22 protein-coding genes are annotated in these 25,204 nt (G+C 51.7%); 15 read left to right on the top strand and 7 right to left on the bottom strand.

The genetic code is table 11. The features are described from left to right. Nucleotides 1-215 precede the first annotated feature (215 nt). Nucleotides 216-686, bottom strand: a complete 471-nt coding sequence (locus QAO71_RS17785) for a hypothetical protein (RefSeq protein WP_280165768.1) — start codon at nucleotides 684-686, stop codon at nucleotides 216-218. 75 nt (nucleotides 687-761) lie between these two features. On the opposite strand from QAO71_RS17785, the gene QAO71_RS17780 reads away from it, so the two are divergent. The 3 genes from QAO71_RS17780 (at nucleotide 762) to QAO71_RS17770 (ending at nucleotide 2,733) form a co-directional block, all read left to right on the top strand. Further along, a complete protein-coding gene (locus QAO71_RS17780; protein ID WP_280165767.1) occupies nucleotides 762-1,295 on the top strand; it encodes a hypothetical protein in 534 nt (177 codons plus the stop codon). 59 nt (nucleotides 1,296-1,354) lie between these two features. Further along, nucleotides 1,355-2,356, top strand: coding sequence for a twin-arginine translocation signal domain-containing protein (locus tag QAO71_RS17775; protein WP_280165766.1), 1,002 nt, complete (start codon nucleotides 1,355-1,357; stop codon nucleotides 2,354-2,356). Nucleotides 2,357-2,439: 83 nt separating this feature from the next. After that, on the top strand, nucleotides 2,440-2,733 hold the full coding sequence (locus tag QAO71_RS17770; RefSeq protein WP_280165765.1) for a hypothetical protein: 294 nt from the start codon (nucleotides 2,440-2,442) through the stop codon (nucleotides 2,731-2,733). A gap of 32 nt (nucleotides 2,734-2,765) precedes the next feature. On the opposite strand, the gene QAO71_RS17765 is transcribed toward QAO71_RS17770, so the two are convergent. From QAO71_RS17765 to QAO71_RS17740, 6 genes are read right to left on the bottom strand one after another with little or no spacing between them, the layout of a single operon-like run. Further along, nucleotides 2,766-3,680 carry a chemotaxis protein CheB gene (locus QAO71_RS17765; RefSeq protein ID WP_280165764.1) on the bottom strand — a complete coding sequence of 305 codons (915 nt, stop codon included), beginning with the start codon at nucleotides 3,678-3,680 and terminating at the stop codon, nucleotides 2,766-2,768. Nucleotides 3,681-3,688: 8 nt separating this feature from the next. Continuing rightward, entirely contained in the window at nucleotides 3,689-9,253 is a 5,565-nt protein-coding gene (locus QAO71_RS17760; RefSeq protein WP_280165763.1) for a response regulator, read from the bottom strand. Nucleotides 9,254-9,258: 5 nt separating this feature from the next. Beyond that, nucleotides 9,259-10,032 carry a CheR family methyltransferase gene (locus tag QAO71_RS17755; protein WP_280165762.1) on the bottom strand — a complete coding sequence of 258 codons (774 nt, stop codon included), beginning with the start codon at nucleotides 10,030-10,032 and terminating at the stop codon, nucleotides 9,259-9,261. Between the two features lie 5 nt (nucleotides 10,033-10,037). Then, nucleotides 10,038-12,035, bottom strand: coding sequence for a methyl-accepting chemotaxis protein (locus tag QAO71_RS17750; protein WP_280165761.1), 1,998 nt, complete (start codon nucleotides 12,033-12,035; stop codon nucleotides 10,038-10,040). An 8-nt stretch (nucleotides 12,036-12,043) separates the two neighbouring features. Then, a complete protein-coding gene (locus QAO71_RS17745) occupies nucleotides 12,044-12,532 on the bottom strand; it encodes a chemotaxis protein CheW (RefSeq protein WP_280165760.1) in 489 nt (162 codons plus the stop codon). After that, nucleotides 12,522-12,908: a response regulator gene (locus tag QAO71_RS17740; protein ID WP_280165759.1), complete on the bottom strand. Its 387-nt coding sequence runs from the start codon at nucleotides 12,906-12,908 to the stop codon at nucleotides 12,522-12,524. Before QAO71_RS17740 ends, QAO71_RS17745 begins: the two co-directional genes overlap by 11 nt. Nucleotides 12,909-13,093: 185 nt before the next feature. Here QAO71_RS17740 and QAO71_RS17735 point away from each other — a divergent pair, with 185 nt between their 5' ends. The 12 genes from QAO71_RS17735 to QAO71_RS17680 all read left to right on the top strand — a co-directional run bounded on the left by QAO71_RS17735 (nucleotide 13,094) and on the right by QAO71_RS17680 (nucleotide 25,162). Next, entirely contained in the window at nucleotides 13,094-13,975 is an 882-nt protein-coding gene (locus QAO71_RS17735) for a ParB/RepB/Spo0J family partition protein (protein ID WP_280165758.1), read from the top strand. A gap of 105 nt (nucleotides 13,976-14,080) precedes the next feature. Further along, on the top strand, nucleotides 14,081-15,625 hold the full coding sequence (locus tag QAO71_RS17730; protein WP_280165757.1) for a hypothetical protein: 1,545 nt from the start codon (nucleotides 14,081-14,083) through the stop codon (nucleotides 15,623-15,625). Nucleotides 15,626-15,675: 50 nt separating this feature from the next. Further along, nucleotides 15,676-16,641 carry a ParA family protein gene (locus QAO71_RS17725; protein WP_280165756.1) on the top strand — a complete coding sequence of 322 codons (966 nt, stop codon included), beginning with the start codon at nucleotides 15,676-15,678 and terminating at the stop codon, nucleotides 16,639-16,641. A gap of 13 nt (nucleotides 16,642-16,654) precedes the next feature. Further along, nucleotides 16,655-17,827: a ParB/RepB/Spo0J family partition protein gene (locus QAO71_RS17720; protein ID WP_280165755.1), complete on the top strand. Its 1,173-nt coding sequence runs from the start codon at nucleotides 16,655-16,657 to the stop codon at nucleotides 17,825-17,827. 749 nt (nucleotides 17,828-18,576) lie between these two features. Next, the gene (locus QAO71_RS17715; RefSeq protein ID WP_280165754.1) at nucleotides 18,577-18,747 is read left to right on the top strand and encodes a hypothetical protein; all 171 of its coding nucleotides are present in this window, start codon (nucleotides 18,577-18,579) and stop codon (nucleotides 18,745-18,747) included. 336 nt (nucleotides 18,748-19,083) lie between these two features. Next, on the top strand, nucleotides 19,084-20,319 hold the full coding sequence (locus QAO71_RS17710) for a toprim domain-containing protein (protein ID WP_280165753.1): 1,236 nt from the start codon (nucleotides 19,084-19,086) through the stop codon (nucleotides 20,317-20,319). Between the two features lie 431 nt (nucleotides 20,320-20,750). Continuing rightward, nucleotides 20,751-20,903: a hypothetical protein gene (locus QAO71_RS17705; RefSeq protein ID WP_280165752.1), complete on the top strand. Its 153-nt coding sequence runs from the start codon at nucleotides 20,751-20,753 to the stop codon at nucleotides 20,901-20,903. Between the two features lie 78 nt (nucleotides 20,904-20,981). Next, nucleotides 20,982-21,920 (top strand): PD-(D/E)XK nuclease family protein, encoded by a 939-nt coding sequence (locus QAO71_RS17700; protein ID WP_280165751.1) that lies wholly within the window; start codon nucleotides 20,982-20,984, stop codon nucleotides 21,918-21,920. 59 nt (nucleotides 21,921-21,979) lie between these two features. After that, the gene (locus QAO71_RS17695; protein ID WP_280165750.1) at nucleotides 21,980-22,483 is read left to right on the top strand and encodes a hypothetical protein; all 504 of its coding nucleotides are present in this window, start codon (nucleotides 21,980-21,982) and stop codon (nucleotides 22,481-22,483) included. Between the two features lie 89 nt (nucleotides 22,484-22,572). Then, a complete protein-coding gene (locus tag QAO71_RS17690; RefSeq protein ID WP_280165749.1) occupies nucleotides 22,573-22,830 on the top strand; it encodes a hypothetical protein in 258 nt (85 codons plus the stop codon). A 393-nt stretch (nucleotides 22,831-23,223) separates the two neighbouring features. Further along, on the top strand, nucleotides 23,224-24,330 hold the full coding sequence (locus tag QAO71_RS17685; RefSeq protein ID WP_280165748.1) for an AAA family ATPase: 1,107 nt from the start codon (nucleotides 23,224-23,226) through the stop codon (nucleotides 24,328-24,330). Between the two features lie 10 nt (nucleotides 24,331-24,340). Beyond that, the gene (locus QAO71_RS17680; protein ID WP_280165747.1) at nucleotides 24,341-25,162 is read left to right on the top strand and encodes a hypothetical protein; all 822 of its coding nucleotides are present in this window, start codon (nucleotides 24,341-24,343) and stop codon (nucleotides 25,160-25,162) included. Nucleotides 25,163-25,204 lie beyond the last annotated feature (42 nt).

Raw genomic sequence — 25,204 nt, 5'->3', positions numbered from 1 at the left:
ATCCTGATACAAACAAGCCCGGGGAATATTCCTAAGCTCGAGCGTAAGCTGCTGGCGCTAGGTCAGCCATTTCAGAAATTAGGCAAAGGCCGAGCTTTGGTAGGTGAAAAGGCCATCAAGTGGCGAATTTCAAGCGGCTTGGCCGATGAGGAGTGCAAGCACATATCCTATGGCGGGACGTTAGGCACTGCGACTGTCAGAAGAATTGCCCAGATTCAGCGCGCGCGGCTGCGGGAAACCAGGCCAGCGGCCCTAGCCCTCTGACTTTGTGAGGATCTTGTCGATTCAATAACCAGTTCTGCAAGCTCGCTGGCTCCTTCATAGTCGCCCATACTGGCAAGAGTCCTCGCGACAGTGAGGTTGTTCTCTGCATCCGGGCAGCTGACATCTGGAGGGCTTGCGAAAACCTGTGGTTCAACCTGTGGTTCAAACGGGCTTTCGCCCACTTGGGCATGGGCTTCAGCTTTGTCACCATCTTGCTGTGTCTTAGGTGGCGCGATCGGCATTACTATCCTCGCGGCCGTACCTTGGTCCTTTCTCGCAGTGGCTGCCTGATCATTTTCATCGGCGCCGGCGCCGTAATCCTCGCTGGTTACAACATGGCTCTTCAGCTTGTTGGTCCAAAGCGCGCCCAGAGCTACTGCTAGCATCACTGCTCCAAGAATGCCCATCAATTCGGTGTTCAAGCTTTCTCCTTCAATTTGGGCGTGGTGACACGCGCGGCCCTATATAAAACTGTTCCCATCTTAAAGGAGAAATCTATGAACCCCACCACAAACGATGTCATTTCCGAGATACCGATTAACCTCAATGGCGTTCTGCGTGTCCAAAACATGCCCACATCAGGAGCTGCTGTGACCAAGATCGTCGAGCGGTTTGAACAGTTCATTGCCCAAGAGCTGGTCTACGGTGAATCTGGCGCATGTAGATTCATGTTTTCTGGGGATGTATGGAGCTCCGAAGGTGAGGCATCAGTCGGCGATCTACGAATTGGCGTGCGGCACGATCCCGAGCTCAACATCTCGGGCGCCTCTGTAGGACTCGCCCCCCACAGCGATGAGTATGGCGCAAACCGTATCCGAGCTCGTGTCACCGCGTATGTAACCCCAGATGCAGTTTACATTTCGGCAAGGGACAGGGGTGTCTTGAATGAGCGAGTGTTGTGCCTGGTCAATATCACAGAGGGTGATCTCACCTGTCATGTGATGGAGCCGTCCGGGTCCGACAACCTGTGTGATGAGGTCTCCCCAGCGGTGTCGGTTCGATTTCCTGACATGATCAGCGCTTTGAACTAAATTTCCGATTTCGGCCCCCTTGTTCGCACTATTAGGTATCAGACAAAGGGTGCTTGGCCATGAATACGAGTATTTCGCGCAGGAAGTTCCTGAAACTATCCACGGCTGCAGCTGTTGCTGCTTCCACTGGTATGGGCATCGTCAGCAAAGAGGCCCAGGCATTTGGAACCAATATTGTACAGCTCCTCTCAGTCGACCCAGCCACATTGGAATACAAGGTCTTCAGTCCATGTTGCTGGTATTGCCCTAATTACCTCGTCGTCTCTCACTATCAGCCGGTGGCTCTAATCGAGGTGATCAAAGGCGGGGGCGACACGGTGATTGGTAACCCAATCGGCGGGATTAACTCTGTTGGTGTCGACGAAACAAACTACACCTCAATGGCAGCACGGATTTGGCAGCTTCCGGACTGGGCAATAGATATGGCTATGGCATATCAGGGCTGCAAGATGTGCGGGGTGAACGCCGCTAGATCTCCGGCGTTTGTGAACCCCGCTTCTGCTGGGGTATGTGGTGCAGCCTCTGACGCATTGATGAACCAGGCAACACAGCAAGCGGGGGCTTTACTACCCGCCTGTTTTCCTAAGCTTCTCTACACCACTGAAACGGACCCAACTTGGAACACGGGTTGTCGCGATATACTCAAGTCAGCGCTGGGCCCGATCCAGTGCAACACTTTCACCTCAATGTTCCAGATCCCGGGCAACGAGGCCTGTATTGGCACCAAGTGGGGACCGCTTTATCCTCGCCAAATGGCAACCCATGAAGACCACGGAGCTATCGCTGCGGGTATCGCGGCGTATAGAGCTTTGCACCTATCAAGGTTCGCGGTCGGGATGCTTCCTTTTGATGCCAGCATTGCGGTTGGCAAGCTTCAGCAAACATCCCCGATGACTACAGTCGGCTTCGGTGCCGGTAGCCTGGCGCTGGATACTCAAATGCGGATCGGTCCGGTATCTCCAACGGGCATTTATTCGTTCGTGTGGTGGGTACCCGTGGTGTGTTGCAAGCGCTATGACGATATCGTGGGACTGTGCACCCCAAGAATGCCGTGCATCTAACTTTCGCATGCGAATAGTTTTGCCGCTCCTGACACCCTCACAGCCGCTACATAATCTGCTCATACCGACAGAAGACGGCGGCCATGAAAAAGAGCATTCAGATTATTACCAGTCCCTTACTCAGGCAGTTCGCAGTTGAAACGAATCCAAGAGTCATAGAGGTCATTTCGAAGCTGGGAAACACCACAATTAGTCGAACCTCGTTTTGTGCTGACGACTTCCCCTCCTCCCAGGAAGGGAGGGAATCGTTTCTTATGGAATCCATGAAGAACCACACCCCTAAAGCATTGGAGATTTTGTCTGGAAAGGCAGGAGAATGCATTTCAGACCAGGTGAAAGCAGTTGCTATGCTGATAGACATTGCTGAGGCGCCATAGGGGCGGCGCCACCCCGGGTTAGCACATGCACCCTACCCTGCCCCGCATAGCCTTGTTAACTCGGCTGCAAGTTCCTGAGGAGAGCCAGTGAAGTTAACCAGCCCGGTCGCACGAGCTGAATCAGGCATGGACTTAGCTCCGCAAGTCTCCGCGTCCTGCGCCATGACACTGATAGCGCGCTTACTTACTTCCTTGATTGCAGCTGCCCCGTCGTCGCCCATGCCTGTCAGGATTATGATGCCCATTTTCCCAGGCGTGGACCTGCAGATCGATCGAATGGATGCGCTTATTGATGGATTAAAGCTTGGCTGGGAATTGTGCGGAACAAGAGTGAAGCGTCCGCCAGAGACCTGAATGTATACATCTTTAGGCACGCAGACTATTTGTCCAGGCAGAGCCTCTAGGCCATCTTCTGCAGCAACAACATTCCAATTAGGAGCAGAGTCGATAACCCGGCAAACGAATGTCTTGAATGCCGCTTCAGAGATGTGTTGCACCAAAACAATTGAGATGGGCAGAGAAGGCAGCACCTCGAAGAATTCCCGTATTGCCTGCGGTCCGCCTGAACTGGACCCAATTACCCAGATGTCGTGAAGCTTTTCCTTAGAACGAACCTCCTCAGGCGTTTGAATCTCATCTGCAAAATCCGGAAGTGCTTTGCGGATCTCGTTAATGATTTTGTTACGCCAGGCCAACCGTTGGCCTTCAGTCATGGGGTAAAGATTCACTTCGTTCAGAAGGCACACAGGTTCGTCACGACTAAGCATCGAGAGTACGTCTTCGCTCTCGATGATAGCTTCATCACTGAAATCGACGATTAACAAATGCACCCCTGTGCTGCTGAGACCACTATTCACATCCGAAAGATCGTATTGCTCAATGGCGCCAAAGACAGGTGCAAGTACTTCTGCGATGAGTGACTTCTGCACACTGTTGGTGCTGACCACACCTAGCCTCATACGGCACCCGCCAAAACAACGCTTGGAAGGACTTGGGAAATGGCGCTATCTAACGCCTGACCGTCGCAAGGCTTATTCATAAATACGTTCACTCCAGCCTCATAGGCCTTTTCTGCCAGACCGGTCCTGGTGGTCAGCATGATGATCGGTACAGCAGCAAGTTCTGCTCTGCTTCGTATAAAATTGGTTAGTTCAAAACCGTCGATTCGGGGCATCTCGACATCCACCATGATCAGATCCGGCGTTCGTTCCATGGGGAACTTGTCGATAGCATCCTGGCCGTCTCGCGCGATTTCCACAGTGAATCCTCGGGACTCAAAGTGTTTGGATAGCAGCTTGCGGTAGCCGCTTGAGTCATCTACCACGAGTACTAATGGCTTCTCGTCCCTACGTATATTGCGAACGCGGTTGAGACGCACCTGATAGCCGGAGTCCGTAAGCTTGAGGTTGTGTCTTGCCAACTCCATGACATCCAGTACCAGGACGGGCGAGCCATCGTGAATAGACGCCTCGCCAATAATGCCCTTGAGCCGTGAGAGGATTCCTTCAAGTTTGCGCACATGGATCTCAGGCATTGAGCCGCCCTTGTCGACCTCAATAGCAATTCTGGTATCACCCTGGGAGCAGAGGATTAGCGTCGTCATGACTGATGACTGCTTTTTCAGTCTCAGCTCAGGCATCGCGATCAACTCGGAAAGGTGGACGATGTCATAGCTCGCATATTCAAACTCAAGTTGCGGCCGTTGACCTGACTGGCGCTTTTCGGCCAACTCCGCTACAGAGAATTCCAGAATTTGCGTCATGTTGTAGCTTGGGATAGCAAACCACTGTTCTCCTGCCTGGCAAACAACAGCGCGGTTAGAGCCAATAGTGAAGGGTAGCTCCATAGTGAAGGTTGTACCCTTCTCTATCTCGGATTCGATTGTAAGCAAGCCCCCGATTCTTTCGACGGCGGCTTTGACGATATCCATCCCTACGCCTCGGCCGCTGATCGTTGTGACCTTATCGGTAGTGGTGAATCCATTCGCGGTTATAAGATTCAATAACTCGCGGCGGGTCAGGTCTGCATCCGGGCGGATTATCTTTTTGTCGATAGCCTTCTTACGGATGACCTCAGGATCAATTCCCCTCCCGTCGTCTGTTACCGTCACATATACGCTCTTGCCACGCCGGCTGACCGAAACCACTACAGTGCCATGCGGATTTTTATCATTCGTGAGGCGCTCCTCAGCGCCCTCAAGCCCGTGGTCGATTGCGTTCTTGATGATGTGTGTTAGGGGATCACGAATACTTTCCAGCAGAACTTTGTCGACGATGGTGTCAGCACCCACGAACTCGGACTTGACCAGCTTACCAACCGCCCTGCCGGTTTGATCCACAACGCTCTGCAGCGCCTGCCGGATATTCATGAACGGTACGAGTCGGGAATCGAGCAAATCTCGCTGCAGGCTTCGGATCAGTGCCGCCTGTTCGCTATAGGAGGCCTGGATCTGGCTGTTCTGCTCAAAGATGTCCTCGACATCCTGGAACATCTGCTCAATGTGCATCCCGCTTTGAACATGCATAGATGATAGGTAGTTGAAGCGTTCTAGCTGTAGATCAGAATGGTCGGTTGAACGCTGCAGGGTTGATGGCTGGTTGATGTACCCACGCAGCGCGTTAGTAAACTGGTTATGTTCTAGCAGGTGAAGAGATAGTTTCTCGCGAAGTGATGTCAGCATAAGCATGGCCTCTTCATGCTGAGCCTGTTGCCGGTGACGGGAGGCATTGAGCTCACTCGCATTCACAACTGCAGTTTCCAGCAGCCGCTGATCGACTTTGATCTTTTCCGACGATCCTTTTTTCCGTTGATTTCCGCTCTCGCTGGATAGCTTCGTTTCGAGGCGATCAAGCATCGATATAACCTTGTCGCTAGCTAACGGACCTCTAGAGGGGATGGAGGTGCCGGTTACCTCTTCATCCTGATCAGCCTCTTCATCAAGGAGCGCACTCATGAAGTTCTTATTTGCAGATTGTCTTGGTGCTTCGGCGGGTACTTGTATCTCTGATTCAGGTTCAGATGCGGGAACTGTCGCTGTGATTTCTGGTGAGGTTGACAGAACCCCCCTCTCAACCTCGGAGTTAGTTTCGGTAGATACGCTGGACACATCCGAACTGGACGAGGGTTTCCGTCCTCGGCTTCCCCGCCTACCGCGTCTTGTTTTCGGTTTGGTGTCCCGGTCGGCTTCCTGCGCGGGCTGCCGGAGCTCAGTCACTGGTGAATCCGCAGCAAAAGTGGATGGGGCGCCGCTTGTAGAAGCTTCATTCTTTGCTTGGGGCTCAGTATTTGGCGAAGGGAGCTTAACGACATCTGGGAGGGATTCACGTTCAGCTCCAAGAGCGAGTGCTGAAAGATCAATCTTGTTGTCGGCGACAGCGTTATCAAGGAACGCGATCAACGTGACAGGACGCTCATAGGACCGTTCAGCCCGCACTGCTTCGGTCAGGTTCTGGAGGCTATCAAGAACCAGGCGAACGATTTCAGCGGCATCCTCGTTTGGCTGAATAATACCAAGCTCAAACGACTCAAAAAGCGACTCCATGTTATGAGTCAGGTCAGATATGCTTTTTGCTTCAGCGATACCGGCAGCGCCTTTCAGGGTATGCATGTTCCGCTTGATCTCGTCATTGAGATCTTTGTCATGCATTTTGTCGTACCAGGCGTCGACGTTCGATGTCAGCGCCGGCAAGAGTTCTTCAGCATCATCCAAGTAAAAGGATGCCATTTCTAAGTTGTATTCAATCTCATCCTGAGATTGTGGCTCCTTAGCCTGTGCAACAAAAGCATTCGCATGCGAATGCTTTTTGGGAGCGGCCGCTTCACTCCTATCTGATGCGCTTTCATTTGCACACGAAAGGTTCGACACGCTTACTGGGTTATCTTGAAATTCTCTAGGTTCGCTTTGAGCCGAGCAACCATCCATTAAGGCCTTTGCAGCTTTTATCCAGACATGCTCCAAGTCGGTTTCTCTTTGCCATGGATACTCGAGCTGGAAAGCCCTTGTTTCTTCAAGTAACTGGCCGAGCATATCCATCTTCTCGGGTGACAGGCCGGTGTTGTCACCGGCCAGAATGGAAAGACTAACCTCCAGCGCCCCATAAACGCGTTTTAGAACCAGGCAGCCTGCTGAACCTGATATACCGTTCAGGGTATGGACGGCTCGACTCTCGTCTTGGGAAACGGTATTGCGCTTCGACACAATGAACTGGAATAGCTTTTCGTACTGTTCGTTAGCTTCCTGGCGAAAAAGCTCAATCAACACTGGGTCAACGTCGGGTGGGCATTCACGCTCAGTCTGCACTACCTCTGCGTGCTCCTGTGAGGCTTCTAGAGCGTCCTCGGCTGTGGCTAGAGGGGAATCGCCGTACGAAGCAGTAAGGGCGTCCGTGATAGGCCTCAGAAACAGGGACACACTACCCTTCGTTAGATACTCATCCATTCCCCGGATAACCATCTCACAGGCCTGCTTAGCAAGGCCCTGTGCTGCCTTCGGATCGTTCAGGGAATCATTGATCTGTCCAGGCGCAATCTTCGCCATTGCAGATAGGCCTTTGCAAAGGTCGCTAAGGTTTGTCAGACCCGCGATCTGGGCGGCAGCAGCTAACCGGGAGGACGCCTCGTATAGGTTTTTGTAGTTTTGATACCTTTGGATTTCGGGGTTGGAAAGCATTACCTCGAAATGCTCCCTGAGTTCGAATATTTCAGCTAGAAAGGGATCGTCATCGACGTTGGCATCGGCCCCGTCAATACCTTCGTCAAATTTAAGTAGAAGATCGTGGCTCGTAAACGTATGCACGTGCTCAACTGATACTCCGAGATTACTCAGTGCTTCTTCAGCATGAGTCAACATTCTGTGATCTGGTGCAAGATCATTGATTAGAGCATCAAAGTACATCTCAACAGCTACAAGAGCTCTTGCAGCCAGGTCTAGACGATCTGAGTTTGTGAGTCTACGATCCTCAACAAGTGTTATCAGAGCGCTTGCGACCCCTTTCAGCAGGTTGCTGATATTCACCCCGCCCGAGAATTCAAAGGCGGTCGCCGTGCTCGAAAGGTTCTCAAGCCCTTCCAGTAACGAATCGGTCTCGATTCCACTTTCAACGTGGATCGCGATCTTCTTCCTCACAGAGATGATTTCGCGTTGGGTTTCATGCACAAGCGCTGTGATAACGTCTGCGCTAATCCCTTCGATCATAAGGGCCTTGGTTGCATCATTGGCTTCGAGCTGGCTTAGCTGCTGATCAACAAACAGAACCTGTGTTTTTATTTTCTCAACTATTTCCTCGCTAAGCATTCTTTGCTGGTCAATGTCGACCACAATGGAGAGCATGGCATTTGTAGAGGCAGAGAGCTTATCTTCTCCGATCATGCTGAATACGTTGGCAATGATCTTCATGGAGGTAGTAAACACCTCCATTTGCGTTAGGAAGCCCTTGTCGTTTTTGGCGCTCAACGCCCTTCCGAGGGACACCATTGCAGCTTCAAGGTGCGGTTTAAGCTCAACAACAACGTCATCGAGACTGTCCGCCTGGGCAGCTTCGAGTCTTGACTGAAGTTGCTGTATCTCATCCTGCCCTGCGTTACGCCCGATGTTGAATTTATGCAAAAGCTCTTGCGTTTCAGGGTCGGGAGTAACCGCAAGACTAAGCGCGTAAAGGATCGCTTTGAAGCGGTCAATGCCCATCGCTTCCCGGGCAGCCGTTTCTCCACCGCTAGAGAGCTTCTGTACAGCAACTGAAAGCATTCGGATATTGGAGAGCGTATTACTGGCCGGCTTGACGCTGCCCGTTTGCATCTCTGTTAGCAGCCGAGCCCCCACCCACCAGGCACACCCTATTTCAATATCTCTTGTAACTCTCATTAGATCAGAGAGAACGACGCGCATTCTTTCCAGGGCAGACTTGCTCTGGCTACCGATGAATTCTGCAAAGCCTTTCTGGAATTCTGAACCCGCATCTGCAAATACAGATTGTCTCTCCGCGACGGCGACCTCATCGCTTCGGCCAGGTGGAGCTGAAAATACGAAGGCAAGGTTCGAAGGAAGAAGGTTGTCGCCGGCCATCAAAGGGACGTTTCGAATCTCCCGCACATCGTTGATGTATTTAGACAAAATTCCGGCGTTGTCGGGTGAGCCATCGATAACCATTTTGAGGTAGCCAGGCAACACAAGCAGGCCACTCTGAATCGTCGTAAGGGCGCGCGACTCCTCCTCGCTCGACATGCTTTGCATCTCGATATTAGTGCAAAGAACAAGTAGTTCCTGCGTAAGTGCTGCCGCTCCATTGGAGCCGACCATCGATATTGCGCAATGGCATTGCTCAACGTGCTCTTTAAGTGTTTGATATGCGGCTTCTGCAGCCAGCTTTTTGTTGGCTAACCAGGCTGGCTGGGCCCCGCTCGGTGGGTTGTTCAGCTCGTGCTTTCTTGCGGCGTAAGTCTCCATTGCCAACTGGGCCTGTTCGACAGACTGAGCTATAGGCTTACGAATCCATGAAACGTGGGCGATCTGTAGTTCGGCCATATCGTTCAAACCTTTCTGAAAATAGTTGCTGTCGGGTTCGGGATTCGCTCGAGGCTTTCCGGCATCCAGGCAGCGTCTTCTGCCGGGCCTGTGATTAAGTAGCCATTGGTAGGGAGCATCATTCCGAGCCGTGTAAGGATTTCGTGACGGGTTTCGACTTTGTAGTAAATCAGCATATTCTGGGTAACGATGACATCCGGACTGGTGAATGAAATTGGCATATCACCCATGATGTTGTGCACCTCGAAGGTCACAGCATCGCGGACCCATTGATGAATACGGATCGTGCCATTCCCCGTATTAGCGGCGATATCGGTCCTCATGTCTGGATGGGGCTTATAGACTCCTGCCTGCGCTTTTTCGATACATGATCTGGACACATCGGTTCCGTGCACCCGGAAGAGTGCGTGACCTGATCGCAGAAGCCTCGCTGCAATACTGTAGGGCTCCTCGCCAGTGGAGCAGCCAACTGAGAGGACCTGCGGATTACGTTTGCGTAAGCACAGCGTCTCGATTAGCGAAAGAATCGGCATGTACCGAAAGAACTTGGTCTCGTGATTGGTCGCCAGATGAACTATCGCAGACCAATGACTAGCATCAAGCTTTCGTGTTGTTGCACGGTCAAACAGCTCCTCGCTGTCCATTCCAATGCGCCGAGAATAGCTGACCAGGTTGGCAACAAAAGCACCATTTCGTTGCTCATCGACTTCGATTGAAAACCGTTCAGCAACAAGCGCGGCCCACCGGTCATCAATCCCTTCCTGACAATTCTCGGCCATATCAATCACCTAGAGATCGTGTATGGCTCGATCAGCTTTAGTAGAAGCTGGGCCGTCTTGTTTACATTCGAGACCGCCGTTGCTGTCTGCTCACTCGCAGCGCTGTTTTCTGTCGCGTAATGGGTGATGGTCTTCATCGTCGATGACACCTCACTAGATTGGCTCTTTAGTTCCTGAGTGCGTTCAGACACCAGCTCTACGTTCTTGTTGAGCTCACCGGTCATGTCTTGAATGCTTGTCAGTGCGTCCTGAGCAACCATAGAGCGCTTCAAAAGGCTTTCGATTTCCACTCTTGAGGTTTCGACAACATGTTGGGTATCACGAGCCGCATCGTTCATGGTTTTCAGCAGAGTGGTGATTTCAGCAAAAGCCACTTTGGACTCCTGAGAAAGGGCGTTCATCGCTTCAGCGCTCTTTGAAACGCGGGCAGCTACGCTCTGGTCTGTGATGTTTTCGACGATCAGATAGGCATTCCATGAGACATAGTCAGACTTCTGCGCGACTTCCTTGACGACTTCCGCCATCCGCTCAAGGGACTGGAAGCTTTCTAGCAGGTGCTTAGACTGATGCTGAATGCCTGTGTTGTGCTGGTTGAGCACGACAATCCCTTCGTGCACCTTGTTCACAAAGTCGGTACCAGATTGGACCTTGTTCGACACCTCGTATGAGATCGTATTGGATTGCTTGGTCATCTTTTCAATGATATCGATGAAGCCCAACATGCTGGCAATACGGTCGTTGATGTGCTCAATGGCCTTAAATTGCTCTCCCCTATTCCGGTCAACGTTCTTGGCTGTATGTGAGGTCTGCTCTGCTGCTGCTGCGAGGCTTACAGCTGTTATGTTGGCTTCGTTCAATATGCTCCTGAGGCTAGCGAATACACTGTTGAGCGCCTTTGAGGTTTCGCGGGTAGATTCGTTGTCTTCGGTTAGTGGCGTGGTTAGGTCGCCACCTTCTACGCGGCGTAGCTCTTTCAGCAGAAGCAGATGCTCTTTGGATTTGTTGCTCTGGCTCACCTCGATGTTCATGCCTTTGGTTTCCGCAGTTCGCTCACGACTAGAGGCCGTTCTGAGCATTACGAAGAACGCAATCAAAGATAGAGCTATCATCACCAGGCCGGCTATTCCAACCACAGCGGGCGTGATTGGCCGGGCTTGCGGCAAAATGGAAACGCCGGCTTTCAAGGAGGACAAAGCCGCATTGAGCCGGTCTCGCTTGGCAAATATTTCTTTCGCATGCGGAAGGTTTTCGACGGCATTACTTGATGAATCTACCGCCCTTCCCACCGCACGCTGGGCATTTTGAGACGCCCTGTAGCTGTGCAACAGGGGTTCTAGAATTGAGTTGTCCCGTGGTAGCGCATTGCCAATGGTGGTCATTGAGCCAAGGAAATGTGTAATGGCTACAGCTGACTCCTGAAGACTCTCAAGTGCTAACATCTGTCCGGACGCCACTGAGCCCGTTCCCTGTTTCAGGCTAACCACAGCGTCGTTTAACTGCTGCTTCAGTGCATCTGAAACAGCAGGGTTGGCTGTCGCTCTTGCTACAGCTGCTTCAACCAAAGACAGGGAGTGAACGATCTCCCTTGATGCTTCCTGTGAGCTTCGTGTGAATGCCTCGGTGCTTGCCTTTGAGCTGATTATGGCGCTTAAGCTCGGTGTGATTTCCGACCATACTGAATCAAAGTTATTGAGCGTGGCCATGGCGCTGCTTGGGAGACCAGAAATAGAAAGCGAACTATCCCCTGATCTGAGCTTCGCCATGGATTGATCCACAATTGACTCGGCGTTTTCAAGTTCTGGGATATATTCGGAATTCGTCGCGGCTTTCTCTGCAATGAAAACGGTCTGCATTGCGGCGCTGCGGAGATCGCCCAGCTGGGACAGATAGAAGGTATCCGCCTTAGTGTCGGTCACGTAAGTGTAGCCGGTGTATCCAGCGACGGCACCGGAGACCACCAGCAAAGCAGCGGTGAGTGGTACAAGAGTGTTATTGCGGCTCATCGGATCTCTCAGCTTAGGTCGATTTTTTGAAGTTTTGGGTCGTTTAGGATGTTCGTGAGGTCTATCAGGGCCCACGTTCGTCCCTTGGCTTGAACTGTTCCGCAAAGGCATGAACCAAGCCCCACCGGTACTGCGTAATTCGAATCCCCATCGTCGGAAATCAAATTGGTGGGAATGAAATCCACAAGCTCATCGACCTTCAGCCCAATGCTTCCCGCACCAGAGGCATCTTTCATGATCAGTACCGGCGAGCCATAGGGCTTCTCTTTTGCTTCGCTGCCCGGCAGGCTCAGGAAGTGTGGAAGATTAATGTAGGGAACAAGCTCTTTACCCATACGTGCCACACCCATAAGCCATGCCTTTGAGCCGGGAAGTTGCACCAGACTCTCTGGCGACTCGGCAATAGCGGAGAGAGTGATGGTTGGGCTCAAGCAATAGGTATCACCAACCCTGTAGCCAACGAACCTCTGTGTTCGTACTGATTGGTTACTGGTCACTGGCGATGGCCTCCATCTGCTCTATAGCCTTGACCAGGGTATCTTTTGTGAATGGCTTGGACAGATAGATGTCTGCGCCGGCCAACAAACCTTTCTGCCTATCAAAAGGAGAACTGGCGCCTGAGAGCATCGCGATGGGCATCCTTTCAAATCGCTTGTTGGATCGAAGAATACTCACGAGCTTCAATCCATCAAGGCCGGGCATTTCAATGTCAATGAAGCAGGCGTCTGGTGGAGCCAGTTGAAGCATGCGCAGCGCCTGATAGCCGTCCTTTGCAAGAACAACGTCTATACCCATGCTGGCAAGTAACGCGCTGCCCAGTTTCCGCATGCCGTTGGCGTCATCGACCATACAGACCGTAGTGATTTTTGGCATAGCCACTCCTATTCGTTACCTTAATAGTGGCCAGCAGGGTGCCGATTTCCGTCATTTTCACCGGCACTAGTAAAATTAAGTTTTCATTTGTACGGTGTGGGTAAGCATTGAAACACCTGTCTAGCTTGTTATAGTGTGTATCATGTTTCACAGCCAGCCAATGTTTCACATGAATCGAGGCCCCAATGGATTTCGCTCCAGCTGCTGATGGCTACAGTCTTCAAGAGCCGATGAGAACCTATACCTGCCACGACATCGGCGCTGTCGATGTATCGCTCCAAACCTTAAGCGTAGATCAGCTAAAACCGGGGTTGTATCAACACAGGAGAAGCTTCCCTAAGGAGGCCTTGTACGAGCTGGCTCATAGCTTGCGGAAGGCGGGACGCAACGCAATTCCCTTGATTGTGCGCCCTTCTCTCGACAGCACAGGTTTTGTGATTATCGCAGGTGAACGCCGTTGGCGAGCAGCCCAGATTGCAGGTCTCCATGACCTGATTTGCATGGTCGGGCGTTATAGCGATACTCAGTCCAGGTTTATCGCCGCAGCTGAAAATCTCCAGCGCGAATCTCTGAATCCCATTGACGAGGCATCTGCTTATGCTGAGATGTCTGGCACCGGCTTGTCACATGTAGAGATCGCTTCGGAGGTGGGCAAGAGCAGAGCGCATGTTTCGAATTACTTGCGACTGTTATCACTCGCTTTCGCAGTAAGGGAGTTTATCGCTGCAGGGAAGCTGACGGCTTCTCAGGCACGTCCACTATGCGCCCTCGCCTCCGCCAACTCACAGGTTGAGATTGCCCGCAATGCTGTCAAAAATGAGTGGACGGTTAAACGCATTGCCACTGAGGTTGCCAAGCTCAAGAACAAGGCCCCTGCCCCAAGGACATCAATCCCAAGCAATGATGTCGATGTGAAACGCCTCACAGAGCTGATTTCAACTACTACCGGCTATCCCTGCATCATCCAGCAAACGGATGAAGGCCGGTGGCGAGTCGGGTTCAGCATGAGCTCTTCTGACGAGCTAGAGGGTTTGCTGAACCGCCTGGGGATTATTGTTGACGATTAGTTGTCACCGTTCAGCAAAACGGGGCCGCCCAGCGCACTATTAGTACATTGATGCCGCATTAAGTGGCTGGCCAAACTCCCGGGCAAACATTTTCGGATCTTTCGCATGCGAATCCTTTTTCTACCATCATTGCTGACGGTCTCTCTTATGTTGGCCGGCTGTGCAGGCACCCCGCCTGCCGAGCTTGCAATGGTTGAAGCTCAGTCTAAGTACGACGACAGGATGTTGGACGCGCTTGGGCAACAGAGATACACAGAGTCTCAGATAATCTACAACCGTCAGCTCAGCGAGTACGAAGAGCGACTGGAGGAACTTGAGCGCAAAAGACAGGGTCTGGAGAGTGCCCTCACAGCCTCAGCCTATGAGCACGACATATCGGATGCAAGACCAGACTCTGCGGAATCGAAACGTATCGGCGATTTTCAGTCAGCAACCTATGCCGCTCAAGCAAGGGCCGCACAGGCAGCTGCTCGAGCGGAAACCCGGGGGGCTGTCATTGAGAATAATCGTGATGCTGCACTGGCCGAGTTAGAGGGTGCGGCAGCTAGACGCATCGCTGAGTTGGAGCGGCACAATTCCAGCAGTGGATCATTGAATGAACAGCGGATAGTGGTGGCTATAGCTAACGCAGAGTCGGAGCGTCGAATAGCTACTGAAATTGACGAGCTAACGACCAAGGTTGAGACGCTGAAGGCTAACAATCGTGCGCTAGTGGCTGCACATGAGAAGCAGATCAACGAAAGGAGGCTCCAGATCTCAGCACTAGAAGCAGAGATCATTGGAATACAATCTGATGTTGACAACTTAACCCGACGTGAAACAGCCGCATTGCGCCCACATACATCCAGATTGGAGGTGCTGTATAAGGAGGCAGCCAAGCTTGCTGAAATCAGCGCCAAACTCATCAGTCCTGAACCATCAACAAAGCAGAACCAGACAACAGATACGGCCGCAGCCAAAGCAGACATATTGGCGGAGCTGGCCAACCAGAAGGCATTGATCACTTCCAAGGCCAGACTCGAGCTTGCTGAAACTTCTACTCACGCAGTCCTTGAGGCCGCGACAGTAGTTGCTCCAGTGGTAACCGGCAGAAAGGTCTACGCAGGGGAGTTTGGAGTAAAGCCTGAACCTTACGCTCATACCACGCCAGCTCCAAACAGGCCCAGAGCCGAATCATTAGTAGCAAGGCAGACAGTGCCGGCTGAGAAGGGTAGGGTGTCTAAGCCGTCAGCTCCAACCGTTAATCCTGTTAAGGGGTCTGACAGGGTCTTAGTAGTTGACAGCTTCGAGCCCAGGCCCGGTATCACCCCTACAGAAAGCGAGAGGAACACTGTAGGGAGTGTCATTATTACAACCAGCAGTGCAAGTGCAGGAACGGCTAAGCCGATTGTGGTTGCTCCGAGCACCCGCACCACATTCAATGTCGTCTATCAGTACTCCGATAAAGATAGTTTCGATCAATTCCAGCGGTACCTGAAGGCGTACGGAGTTACAGATACTACGGCTACTGAAAACCCCGGCCGCAAGGAATATACGATTTGGGCTGGTCGTTACTACACAGCAGACGAGGCTGCACGTCGGGTCGACCAGCTGAATAAGACCACCTCGACATCACACGCTTCGATCATCCGCCAAGAGGTTCCACGGTAGGCCCAACCCTCGCCGAAGCCTTAGTAAGCCGATTTAGCAGAAGCTTTCGCATGCGAAAGCTTTATCTTTTACCACTCGTATCCAGTAGTAATAATTTATTTCTCGCAATGCGGGCTATTTGGCTTGAAACACATCGCAATGCGGTTATAGTGATCGTGTCGCTGAAACGGAGCCTGACAGCTATGTCGAACAAACCTAGTAATATGAAGCCTATGGGAACGGTGATCACCATCACCAACCAGAAAGGTGGGGTAGGGAAGACCACGATCTCTTTTAATCTGGCTCATTTCCTAAATGATATGGGTTTCAAGGTCCTAGTGGTCGATCTCGACCCACAGGGCAATTTCACGTCGTGCTTCTTCGATGAAGTGCAGACAGGCTCGCTATCGGCCGCAACGTTGTTCAGTGGCAGCCCTTTCAATGAGAGGCCGGTGACTACCGCAGACGGAATCGATGTCGTTTTCACTGAGCCAGGTGATGTCTCCCTGACTGACGTGGAAATGAACGGACTCGGCGGTATTGAGAACTTCTACAACCACGTTGCGGATATCCGTGAGGCGTATGATTTTGTCGTTATTGATACACCGCCAAGTTACGGGGTTAAAATGATTGCTGCATGCGTTGTAGCAGACTACATCTTTGCTCCTATCGATCTGGCGGCGTTCGCTGTTAGTGGGGTACTCGCTTTAGACAAGAATCTGCATGCCATTAGTCAGCAGGTGGGCCAGGATATCCATCTTTCAGGGATGATCTGTAATCGATACGTCAATGGTAATGCTAGTGACATCGATGCCCTAAACGAGATCAGGGGCCAGGCGGGCGACCTTATCTTGAAATCTGTTCTCGCTAACACCAAGCAGATCGACAAGGCTCTCATCGCTCGCGTGCCGGCTTGGCGTCTACGGAAGACTGGTGCAGAACGGACTGCGGCAAAGATGGTTGTTGATGTGATGAAGGAAATGTGTGGCCGGATTGGTATCGCAAAGAAAACGATCAACAAATTCGGAATGAACTGAGAAGGTGATTGAAATGGCGACGAAACCAAAGAAGCTAGACCTGAGCGGGCTCCGAAATAAAGCAGGGCTTAGTAGTGTCCAATCGGGCGCAGATCAGGACAAGATCATCATGTTGCATCCCGATGAGATCGAGGCACCGAAACAAGTCCGTGTCACATTCAAGCGGATCAAAGAGCTTCGCGAAACGATTGATGCTGAAGAGCAGCAATCTCCTATTATCGTCGGGCCACGCAAGCCTAATGGGAAGCACGAGCTTTACAAGGGCGGACGTCGTCACTTGGCTGCCCAGCTTGAGCCAGTCATAAAGTTGAAGGCTATAGTTGATACCAAAGACTACAGCAAGATCCCGCACGAAAAGATCCTCTCTCAGATGGTCGAGAACATTGCTCGTGAGGATTTGTTGCCCCATGAGATTGGCCGGGGTTATCTCGAAGCGCGTAAAGAAGCCGAGGCGGTGGGCCAGAAGCTGACCAACGTGGCGATCGCAAAGCGGACAGGAATGAGTGAAACCTATGTGTCCCAGCATATCTCGCTCGCATCAATTCCTGACTCTCTCGCCCAGCTAATTGAGAATGGCATCACCAAAGATATCGATTTGCTTAATTCCCTTCGTGTTTTACACGGGGCTGACCCAGTAATATACGAAGAATTTGTGCAACGTGCGTTGAATGGCGAATCGCTTGACCGAGCGGAGGTTCGCGAAGCAAATCGGGTCGCTAAGGCAGCGTCAAATCCCGGAGCCGGAGATAGCTCACCACCCAACACGGTAGGGGAGGGCGCACCCGCCCCTGTTGGGGAGGGAACCGACCCCAAAGGCGAACCTGAGCGTACGTCCGAGGGGAATGGGGGATCAGTGCCAAGCGCGGAAAAGCATTCGCATGCGAAAGGCTTGATCAACGAAGAACCTGACGATCCCGTTACGGATCTTTCGATTCACAACTCTGACGATCAGGCGGTAAACAAGAGTGGGGGTCGCAAATACCAGACGGTTTCACCTGGGGACATCATCATCTTTATTACCGTGGCCAATGACAAGGACATGGCGTCCGGACAGCTCATCACAGACCGCGTAGCTACAGACCCTAGTAAGGCATGGGTTTCTATACTAAACGATCGTGGCGAAGCTCAGGCGAAGCTGGTGGACGTGGACTGCATTCAGGTCGTATCTATCAGCGCTCGAACCTGACATTTTAATCTTCCTTCTAAGGCTCCTATGCAGGAGCCTTTTTTTTAATTTGTAGACATCAGGGCATTGATTTGGAAGCGGGGTTTGCCCAATCTGGGGCTGTACTTCGTGATCCATGTTTTTTGATGCCATTCATCTCAAAGCCGATCACACCTCATTCAAAGCTGCGCCTTTCGCAGATTTGCTTGAGCGTTGAAATGTCAGTTGCTATTCAATTGTCAGTTCAACATCTCTGTATCTGTTGAATTGGTTATGCCGACTCTATGCCGCCATTTCCAACTCAACACTTTTGTTGTTTTGGACTTTGCGGCTTGTCTGCTACTCCTTTCGGCAAAAGGTTGTTGCTGTTTTGCGTCATTCGCTCGCATCTATTCGTGCCTTCGTTTGACGTTATGTCTTTCGATTGCTTGCTTAGCTGCTTTTAGCACTACCGAACGCCGCTTTGCCTGTTCTCGGAAGACGCTATCACGGTCTTGATTGAAGTTGAATTAGGCCCGCGAGATCTGTATTTGCTGGACCTAGTAACCGCTGCACCGCTGCACCGTTGTATCGCTGGACTGCTGGACCGCTCTTTAATAATGGGATTTCTTTGCACGCTGCCCGTCAGTTTGCGGCACCTTCACTTGCTTTGGTCTGCCAACGGCTACCTCTGCATGTGTCGCGCCCCTACCGCAGGTTGATTCAGGTTGCTGCTTTGATTATTTCCCGACCCTTATGGGCGACATTTTGCCGCCCAATATGGACGGGGTATGTCGCTTCAATTATTGCTTCTTGAGGTGACTACAATGCGCTTTATCGCCATCATTGCTATTTGTCTTGCTGCTCTTGGTTATTTCCTAACCAATGATGCGCACAAGTTCGCAGATGCACAGATCGACAACCGTTGCGCGGCTTTTGCTGCTGCAGGTGTTGATTGCTAAGCGTTGTTGTACCCTGACATTAGTCCAGGGTACTCCTATGCCCCCACACCGGAGTCATAGGCGTGCCCTGGATAACAGACGAACCCGGCCCCTCAAAGGCCGGGTTTTTTGTTATTTGTGGACATTACGTCGTTGATTTTGACCCCAGGCCCGCGCTAGCGTGATGCCATCTTCTGATTCTTCCGTCTGCGCCTTTCGCATGCTTACGAATCAAAGATTCCAGCTCCTGCAATTCAGGTTCTGGGGTTCTTTAATAAATTGCTTACACACCCACCCGAAGGGCTCCAATTCCCTTCGGGATATTGCTGCCTTCAGTTTGTATTTTTGGAGGTAGTTATGTCTGACAAGAAATTGAGTGAAAGCGTTGAGGATCTGGTTACGCTAAATGGAGGCTGGTTAAACGTCATCGGGCGAATGACTAGCACCTTTGACAGCGCGATTCAGAACCTTGGCAAAGGAGTAGATTGCCCATTCCCGTCCCGACATCGTAAAGGTGGTGGGGTAGGGGACTTTCGTTTTTCCGAAGACTCAAGATATGAAGGCCGTGCCATTTGCTCTTGCATGCAGGACAAAGGTGTAGCCCCAATCGATCTGCTGATGATGGACGGCCTTGGCAATGGCGATTTCGTCAAAGCCATGAAGGAGGTCAAAGGCGTGCTTTCAGGCTCTTCAGGTCATGCGAACCATGTGCGCCATACAGCACCTGTTGTAAAGCGCAGCACTGGGCAGCACGACCCTGAGGTAATTGAAGCACGCAAGGCTAAGCTAACCCGGATCGCTTTAGGTCTGGTACCGCTCAGCCATCCCTCCGCATTACCTGGTAGAGAGTATTTTCGGAAACGCGGTATCGAAGTAACCAGCGACATTTGCGATGTGAAGTTTCACCCTGCTCTTGAGTATTACTCAATGAAAAAGGTTGAAGGCGGATCGTCAAAGAAGGTACTGCTTGGCTGCTTCCCGGCAATCGTCAGCGCGTTTCGCGATAAGCAGGGAAAGATCGTCAACCTGCACAAGATCTACATCACGCAAACCGGTGACAAGCTGGATATCGTTCCTTCAATGCAGGTTAAGAAGATCGATAGCCCACTGAACGGCTTCAAAGGTTCGTCTATAACCGTGGCCCGTGTCGAAGGTTGCAGGACTCTGCATGTAACCGAAGGCGTGGAAAAGGGTTGGGCGATCCACTTGGTAACAGGAGAAGACGTGAAGGCTGCCTATTCCTGCTCGATGCTCAGATCTCTCTTCATCGACTACAAGCAGTATGACCAAGTGATCATCTGGGCTGATCGCGATCCTGATCGTCCTGAGAGGGAGCGCATAGCTGGAGATGGGCAATTCTTTGCATGGGAGCTGTACAAACGGCTCTGCGTGGAAGGTGGTTTTGCCAGTGTCGGATTCATGCTTCCGAGCGAGATTCCAACAGAAGGGCAAAAGGGGCGCGACTGGGAGGATCTTATCGTTGATGAGTTCATTCTTGACTACAAGCGAAGCCGCAGGTTTTTTGCCTTAAAATCACTTGCAGTACGAAAGGGTGTGTTTTACAGCGCTGCGAGCGTAGCTCAACGTGCTTAAGCAAAACCAAACCCCGACGGCGCCTCTTGGCGCCTTAGGGGTGAGGTTAACTTCCAGGCCACCCGGCTAACTAATCAAAAAGTTACACCACTTCCGCTTGACGGACCTCCCGATCTGGCTAAAACTACAGGTGTTCTATTTGTAATCTCTTTTGATTGCATACCTGTAATTACGCATCTGCCATTCAGTTGTGTTTTGCAGGATGTGAGGTGCCACCAACCATTTTGGTGTACCGAGCATAGACATTGTTGGAACCAATCGGCATTGAATTCCATTTCACTGCCACACCGAAAGATCACCCATGTCCCTTTTCAGGTAGATATGGCCAGGAGATCTTTCAACCAGACTCGTGCTTGCACGTTTCTACCTCTTCCCCTGCACCGGGTAATTAAATTTACCCATGAGTGCAGTCATGGGTTGGAGGCATGTCGATGTATCAAGACATTGAGCTTATTTCTTTCCCTGAACCATTCGTTGAAGGTTCTTTCCCGGAAGGATTCGATCAGGCGCGTGCATCTTTTTTAGGTGAACCGCTAGATCAGAAAACAAAGGATGTTGAAGACGATATCGAATCACCGTTCTGACGCATTCATTTCATTCCCTCGAGGGCAAATTCAAAGCCCTCAGGCCTTGCTTTTGTCCTTTTAGGCGAGAGCAAGCAAATGAGCATATTTCATAAATTACCACCGTCGAGCCTCGTTGAGATCTCGCCATCGCAAATAGCGACTGCGCAGGTCTGTATGAGAAAGCTCGCGTACTACCGTGCGCGTGTAAAACCGCTGGCTACCCCCATAAACCTATTGTTTGGCGTTTGTCTGCATTGGGCTGTCGAGGGGTATCTCAAGGGCTTTCTTTCTAAGGATGAGATTGCTGAACGATTCATCGAGAAACTAACCAAGGAACGGAATGGCAAGCTCGTTTCTATGAGCAAAACCAAGACCTTCGAGGTGATGGAGGCGATTGGCGGCAGGTTATGTAGCCAGTTTCCTGCGTACTACGACAACCTTGGCGTGAAGCCTGTGTTGATCGAAGGTGCATTCAAGATGAACCTCGGTGATCAGGTAGTGATGAACCTCGTGATCGATTTTGTGGGCGTGCTTACAAGGCCGGTGTTCGGGGAAGACGGGCAGCAGCTTGCCGACGTTGGTGACACTGTAATTATCGACTGGAAGACAGCAGCAATGCCTGAAGGAGCTCTATTCGCTCGTGCAGGGTTTCAGCTCACTTATTACTGGCTCGCGGTAACGCTTGCCTGTGAAAAGCTGGGTATCAAGCCACCAAAGCTATGCGGTTTTGCTGCAGGGTTAAAACCCAACATCAGAACCGAAGGCTCCAAATCGCTTCAGTCGGCCACCTGGCTGCCAATCCACTGGGTTGATAGAACTGAGAGTGATGTGCTCGAAGCTGTAGATTTTGCGAAGGTTGTTGCGCGTCGTATACGGAACGCGGAATACCACCGCGCTCCCCACATGGCGTGGAATAGTCCTTGTGACTCCAACACAGGGCGCTGTGACTTCAATGGGGTGTGCTTAGAAGGCACCCTTGAGGATTTAGTGCTTACTGGTCCATCAGCCGGCCTAACGCTGGCAGAACTCGTTTAATCCCGATAACCCAACAGGGGCAACCGCCCCTATGGGGCAGTGCGCCCAGGAGAAATGTCATGCTTCGCGAATCGCAAGTAATGATGGCTCATGCTCGGCGCGCGGAAGAGCACCGGCACCACAAGGATGTTGCAGAGCGAGCTATTCGTAATGCAGGGGCTGTATTGGTGTCAGCAATGATTGCCGAAGCAGCTGAGCTGGAGAAAGCCATGTCCTACATGGGTTTGGATTTCTTCGGTCGTATGCGGTATGTGGCTGAGAATTCTGAGTATGTCCATTCGCGGGATAGGGATGAGGCCATTCAGATCGTGTGGTTGAGCAATCGTCAGATTCTCATTCACAGGCTCATGAGCCGGGAGCTTAGAGAGGAATTCGATTCTCATTACCTGGGAGTGTGGGTGCAGAACTCGCAGCCCTGGGAACGGGAGCGCGTTCGTCACATCATGCGAGCAAAGCTGAATCAGCGCGCATGGTTAAGGGAACTCAAGCGCACTCAAGGCGCACTGGACTTCGGTTCAGAGTACCAACCGGGAGTGCTCAAGATTAAAGGCCCGAATGGGTAAAGCAATACATGGCGTCAAGCCGGTACTAGATACCTGCTTGGCGCAAGCCTCGTAGGTGTCGTTTCAATAACCAACCTATGAGGTGATAAATGAAGTTTCTGAAAAACACAATGGAAGGCATTTTGTATGTCGTGTTGGGCACCAGCCTGCCACAGCTTGCAAAGATGACCGACACACAGGCAATAATTGCCGTCATTCTTGCCGTTCTGGCACTCGTTCTGATCAATTGGGCTAAGGCTCAGGATCAGAAGGTGAAACCCAAGCCACGAAGGGGCGTCGAGCTGAAGTATCGGAAGCGACCAACCCCGGGTGGTAAGCGGAAAAAGCGAAAACGACGACGCCGGTAACCCGGTTAATGTTGTTGCAACTCAACCCTTTACCAACATTGAAGAGAAATCAGAAATGATGACTTTCGAGATGGCGATAACAACGATATTGGTGTGTACCGTAATTTGGTTCATAGCCAATTCGTTGGAAAGAAAGGGCTGGTAGTTCGACCCGCGAGAGCGGATTGCACTACATAAGCCGGACGGCAATCGAGGGGAGGGGCTTCGGCTCTTCTCCATGATCAAAACCTAAACCCGCCCCTTCGGGGGCTCCCTCCTTTGTGAGCTGGAACAAGAAACCCAGCTCAGGCTGGGTTTTTTGTTCGAGGTCATCGAGATCTCACTAAAAACCTAGCTCCGCGACTAGGTTCAAACCCTGTTTGCTCTGCGCGCGGCAGATGCGAGGAAATACCCATGACAAACGTACTTTCAATTGCTCAACGCCAGGATCAACTTGTTGCAGACTACGTGGCTACCACTGAGTTTAAGCAGGTGTTCATTCATGAACTGTTCGGATTCGACGAGCCCCTAAAGGGCTTTGAAGATGCGACACAGATCCCCGCCGAAGCACATCCCCTGACGCCTACACTGGACCCGGACTATGTATTTAATCCGAGCCTGGTACGGCGTGCGCTTTTATCAATGGCCGCTCGTGAGAGCATCATGTTGGTAGGCGACAAGGGCACAGGCAAATCGTCCTTTGTTCAGCAGTTGATGGCGAGGCTTAATCGGCCTTTGCTAACTATCAACGCTGGGCCGGGGGTCGACGAGTCCTACCTGTTGGGATGCAAGACAATTGAGGATGGATCTGTGAAGAACGTAGACGGCATGTTGTCGTATGCGGTACGCAACGGTATTCCTGTCCTTATCGACGAACTGTGTACCCTCCGCCCAGGGGTTTTGGTAAGCATCAATGACATCCTCCAGGGTGACAATTTGATCACGCTGAAGCACCACGGCATTGACCCCTCGATCGACCCCAAGTCGATCTTGGATATGGACGGCACGATGTCCATTGTCCGCCATCCGGCGTTTCGGCTGTTCGCAACCGACAACACGGGTGGTAAGTCGCAGAAAGATGGCCGCTTTGGTGGGGTTAACACTCAGAACAGCGCTGTCAGATCGCGATTCACCAGCTTCAAGGTGACTTTCATGGCTCCAGATCGGGAAGTACTGGCGCTTGGAAAGGCTTCGGACAGTCAGTTGGGCGAGGACACAATCAAAAGCATGATCGAACTTGGCTTTCGCTTCCGCGCTGCTTTCGAGCAGGGTGAGGCGTTCGATAACCTCAGCTTTCGCGAGCTGAAGCGTTGGGCCAAGAAAACTGCACTATACGGTGACATCAACGAAGCATTTGTTGATGCCATCTACACCAATCTTGAGGCGGGAGACCAGATACTGGCTGAAACCCTCTTTGAAACTGTGTTTGGCACCGAGCTTGAGCTTACCGAGGAGTACTCGACGAGCGCAGGTGACATGTTGGACGCGTTCATTGGTGCATCTAATTCAGCTGCGGCTTAAGGAGGGGGTTATGTTCTATTTGACTTCACCTGACGGACGCAACGCGATTGTATATGTGCAGCAATTTACAAAGGAGATGGTCGTCTTAAAGAGAAAAGGGGAACGGGTTATCCATAAGGAGCTCGGTACCTTTGGCTCTGATGAAGAAGCCTATGCAGCCCTGTGCATGCGTGTACAGGCGCTGCGTCGTGAGGGTTACGGCGCGGTAGATACTGCGCTGGCCTCTTATGCCTTTCCCGCCTCTACGGTGGGGGAGGGGAGGCTGACCGTCGAATCTCATTCCGTAAGCTTTGTCGTGAAGAAATGCACCCCGGTGCAGTTCAACGCGGGAATCGCTCAAATGGATGAAACCTTTGATGTACTGAAAACACCAGGCGTGTCTTTCAAGCAGGGTGATGGCTGGTTTGAACTCGAACCAACCCATCCAGCCTATGGGGAGTCCTTCAAATGTCGGCTGCTGTCTGAGCAGGCCTTTAGAGACTACCCATCGAAGTTGAAAGAGCTTTGTCTGGCTCGCGGCTATGTCGATAACGAAACTCTTCTCCCTGGCGGGAGAGGGCGGATGCTCGTCGTAACCGGGGAGGGTGTCGTAGACATCTACATACGCGCATTTCTGCACGGCCTGATAAAGGCTGGCGCAGAGGTGTCGTTTAAGGGCGATCGAGATTGGTCGTTCTTTCCCATGACGCCCTTTGCAAAAAGGGATGTCAGCGAGTTGGCTTGGTACCAAGAACCAGGCCTGCATGAACTACTGATGAACGGGGGGCTGGTCAAATGCCCCCATGCCCCCTTACATCAAACCCCAGTGTCCAAAAGGCCACTGTTTCTGTAATGGACGCCCCCTCACGGGGGCATCTACTCACTGTGAGTTGGA

It is taken from the genome of Halopseudomonas sp. SMJS2 (genome assembly GCF_029866945.1).
GTDB classification, from domain to species: Bacteria; Pseudomonadota; Gammaproteobacteria; order Pseudomonadales; family Pseudomonadaceae; genus Halopseudomonas; species Halopseudomonas bauzanensis.
The sequence above is the reverse complement of the archived record's forward strand: the minus strand, read 5'-3'. Positions and strand labels throughout refer to the sequence as shown.

Excerpts from the sequence above, each read along its gene's own strand:
- QAO71_RS17780 (WP_280165767.1), top strand. The coding sequence starts at position 762 with ATGAACCCCACCACAAACGATGTCATTTCCGAGATACCGATTAACCTC.
- QAO71_RS17775 (WP_280165766.1), top strand. The coding sequence starts at position 1,355 with ATGAATACGAGTATTTCGCGCAGGAAGTTCCTGAAACTATCCACGGCT.
- QAO71_RS17770 (WP_280165765.1), top strand. The coding sequence starts at position 2,440 with ATGAAAAAGAGCATTCAGATTATTACCAGTCCCTTACTCAGGCAGTTC.
- QAO71_RS17760 (WP_280165763.1), bottom strand. The coding sequence starts at position 9,253 with ATGGCCGAACTACAGATCGCCCACGTTTCATGGATTCGTAAGCCTATA.
- QAO71_RS17755 (WP_280165762.1), bottom strand. The coding sequence starts at position 10,032 with ATGGCCGAGAATTGTCAGGAAGGGATTGATGACCGGTGGGCCGCGCTT.
- QAO71_RS17750 (WP_280165761.1), bottom strand. The coding sequence starts at position 12,035 with ATGAGCCGCAATAACACTCTTGTACCACTCACCGCTGCTTTGCTGGTG.
- QAO71_RS17740 (WP_280165759.1), bottom strand. The coding sequence starts at position 12,908 with ATGCCAAAAATCACTACGGTCTGTATGGTCGATGACGCCAACGGCATG.
- QAO71_RS17735 (WP_280165758.1), top strand. The coding sequence starts at position 13,094 with ATGGATTTCGCTCCAGCTGCTGATGGCTACAGTCTTCAAGAGCCGATG.
- QAO71_RS17730 (WP_280165757.1), top strand. The coding sequence starts at position 14,081 with ATGCGAATCCTTTTTCTACCATCATTGCTGACGGTCTCTCTTATGTTG.
- QAO71_RS17725 (WP_280165756.1), top strand. The coding sequence starts at position 15,676 with ATGCGAAAGCTTTATCTTTTACCACTCGTATCCAGTAGTAATAATTTA.
- QAO71_RS17720 (WP_280165755.1), top strand. The coding sequence starts at position 16,655 with ATGGCGACGAAACCAAAGAAGCTAGACCTGAGCGGGCTCCGAAATAAA.
- QAO71_RS17715 (WP_280165754.1), top strand. The coding sequence starts at position 18,577 with ATGTCGCTTCAATTATTGCTTCTTGAGGTGACTACAATGCGCTTTATC.
- QAO71_RS17710 (WP_280165753.1), top strand. The coding sequence starts at position 19,084 with ATGTCTGACAAGAAATTGAGTGAAAGCGTTGAGGATCTGGTTACGCTA.
- QAO71_RS17705 (WP_280165752.1), top strand. The coding sequence starts at position 20,751 with ATGTATCAAGACATTGAGCTTATTTCTTTCCCTGAACCATTCGTTGAA.
- QAO71_RS17700 (WP_280165751.1), top strand. The coding sequence starts at position 20,982 with ATGAGCATATTTCATAAATTACCACCGTCGAGCCTCGTTGAGATCTCG.
- QAO71_RS17695 (WP_280165750.1), top strand. The coding sequence starts at position 21,980 with ATGCTTCGCGAATCGCAAGTAATGATGGCTCATGCTCGGCGCGCGGAA.
- QAO71_RS17690 (WP_280165749.1), top strand. The coding sequence starts at position 22,573 with ATGAAGTTTCTGAAAAACACAATGGAAGGCATTTTGTATGTCGTGTTG.
- QAO71_RS17685 (WP_280165748.1), top strand. The coding sequence starts at position 23,224 with ATGACAAACGTACTTTCAATTGCTCAACGCCAGGATCAACTTGTTGCA.
- QAO71_RS17680 (WP_280165747.1), top strand. The coding sequence starts at position 24,341 with ATGTTCTATTTGACTTCACCTGACGGACGCAACGCGATTGTATATGTG.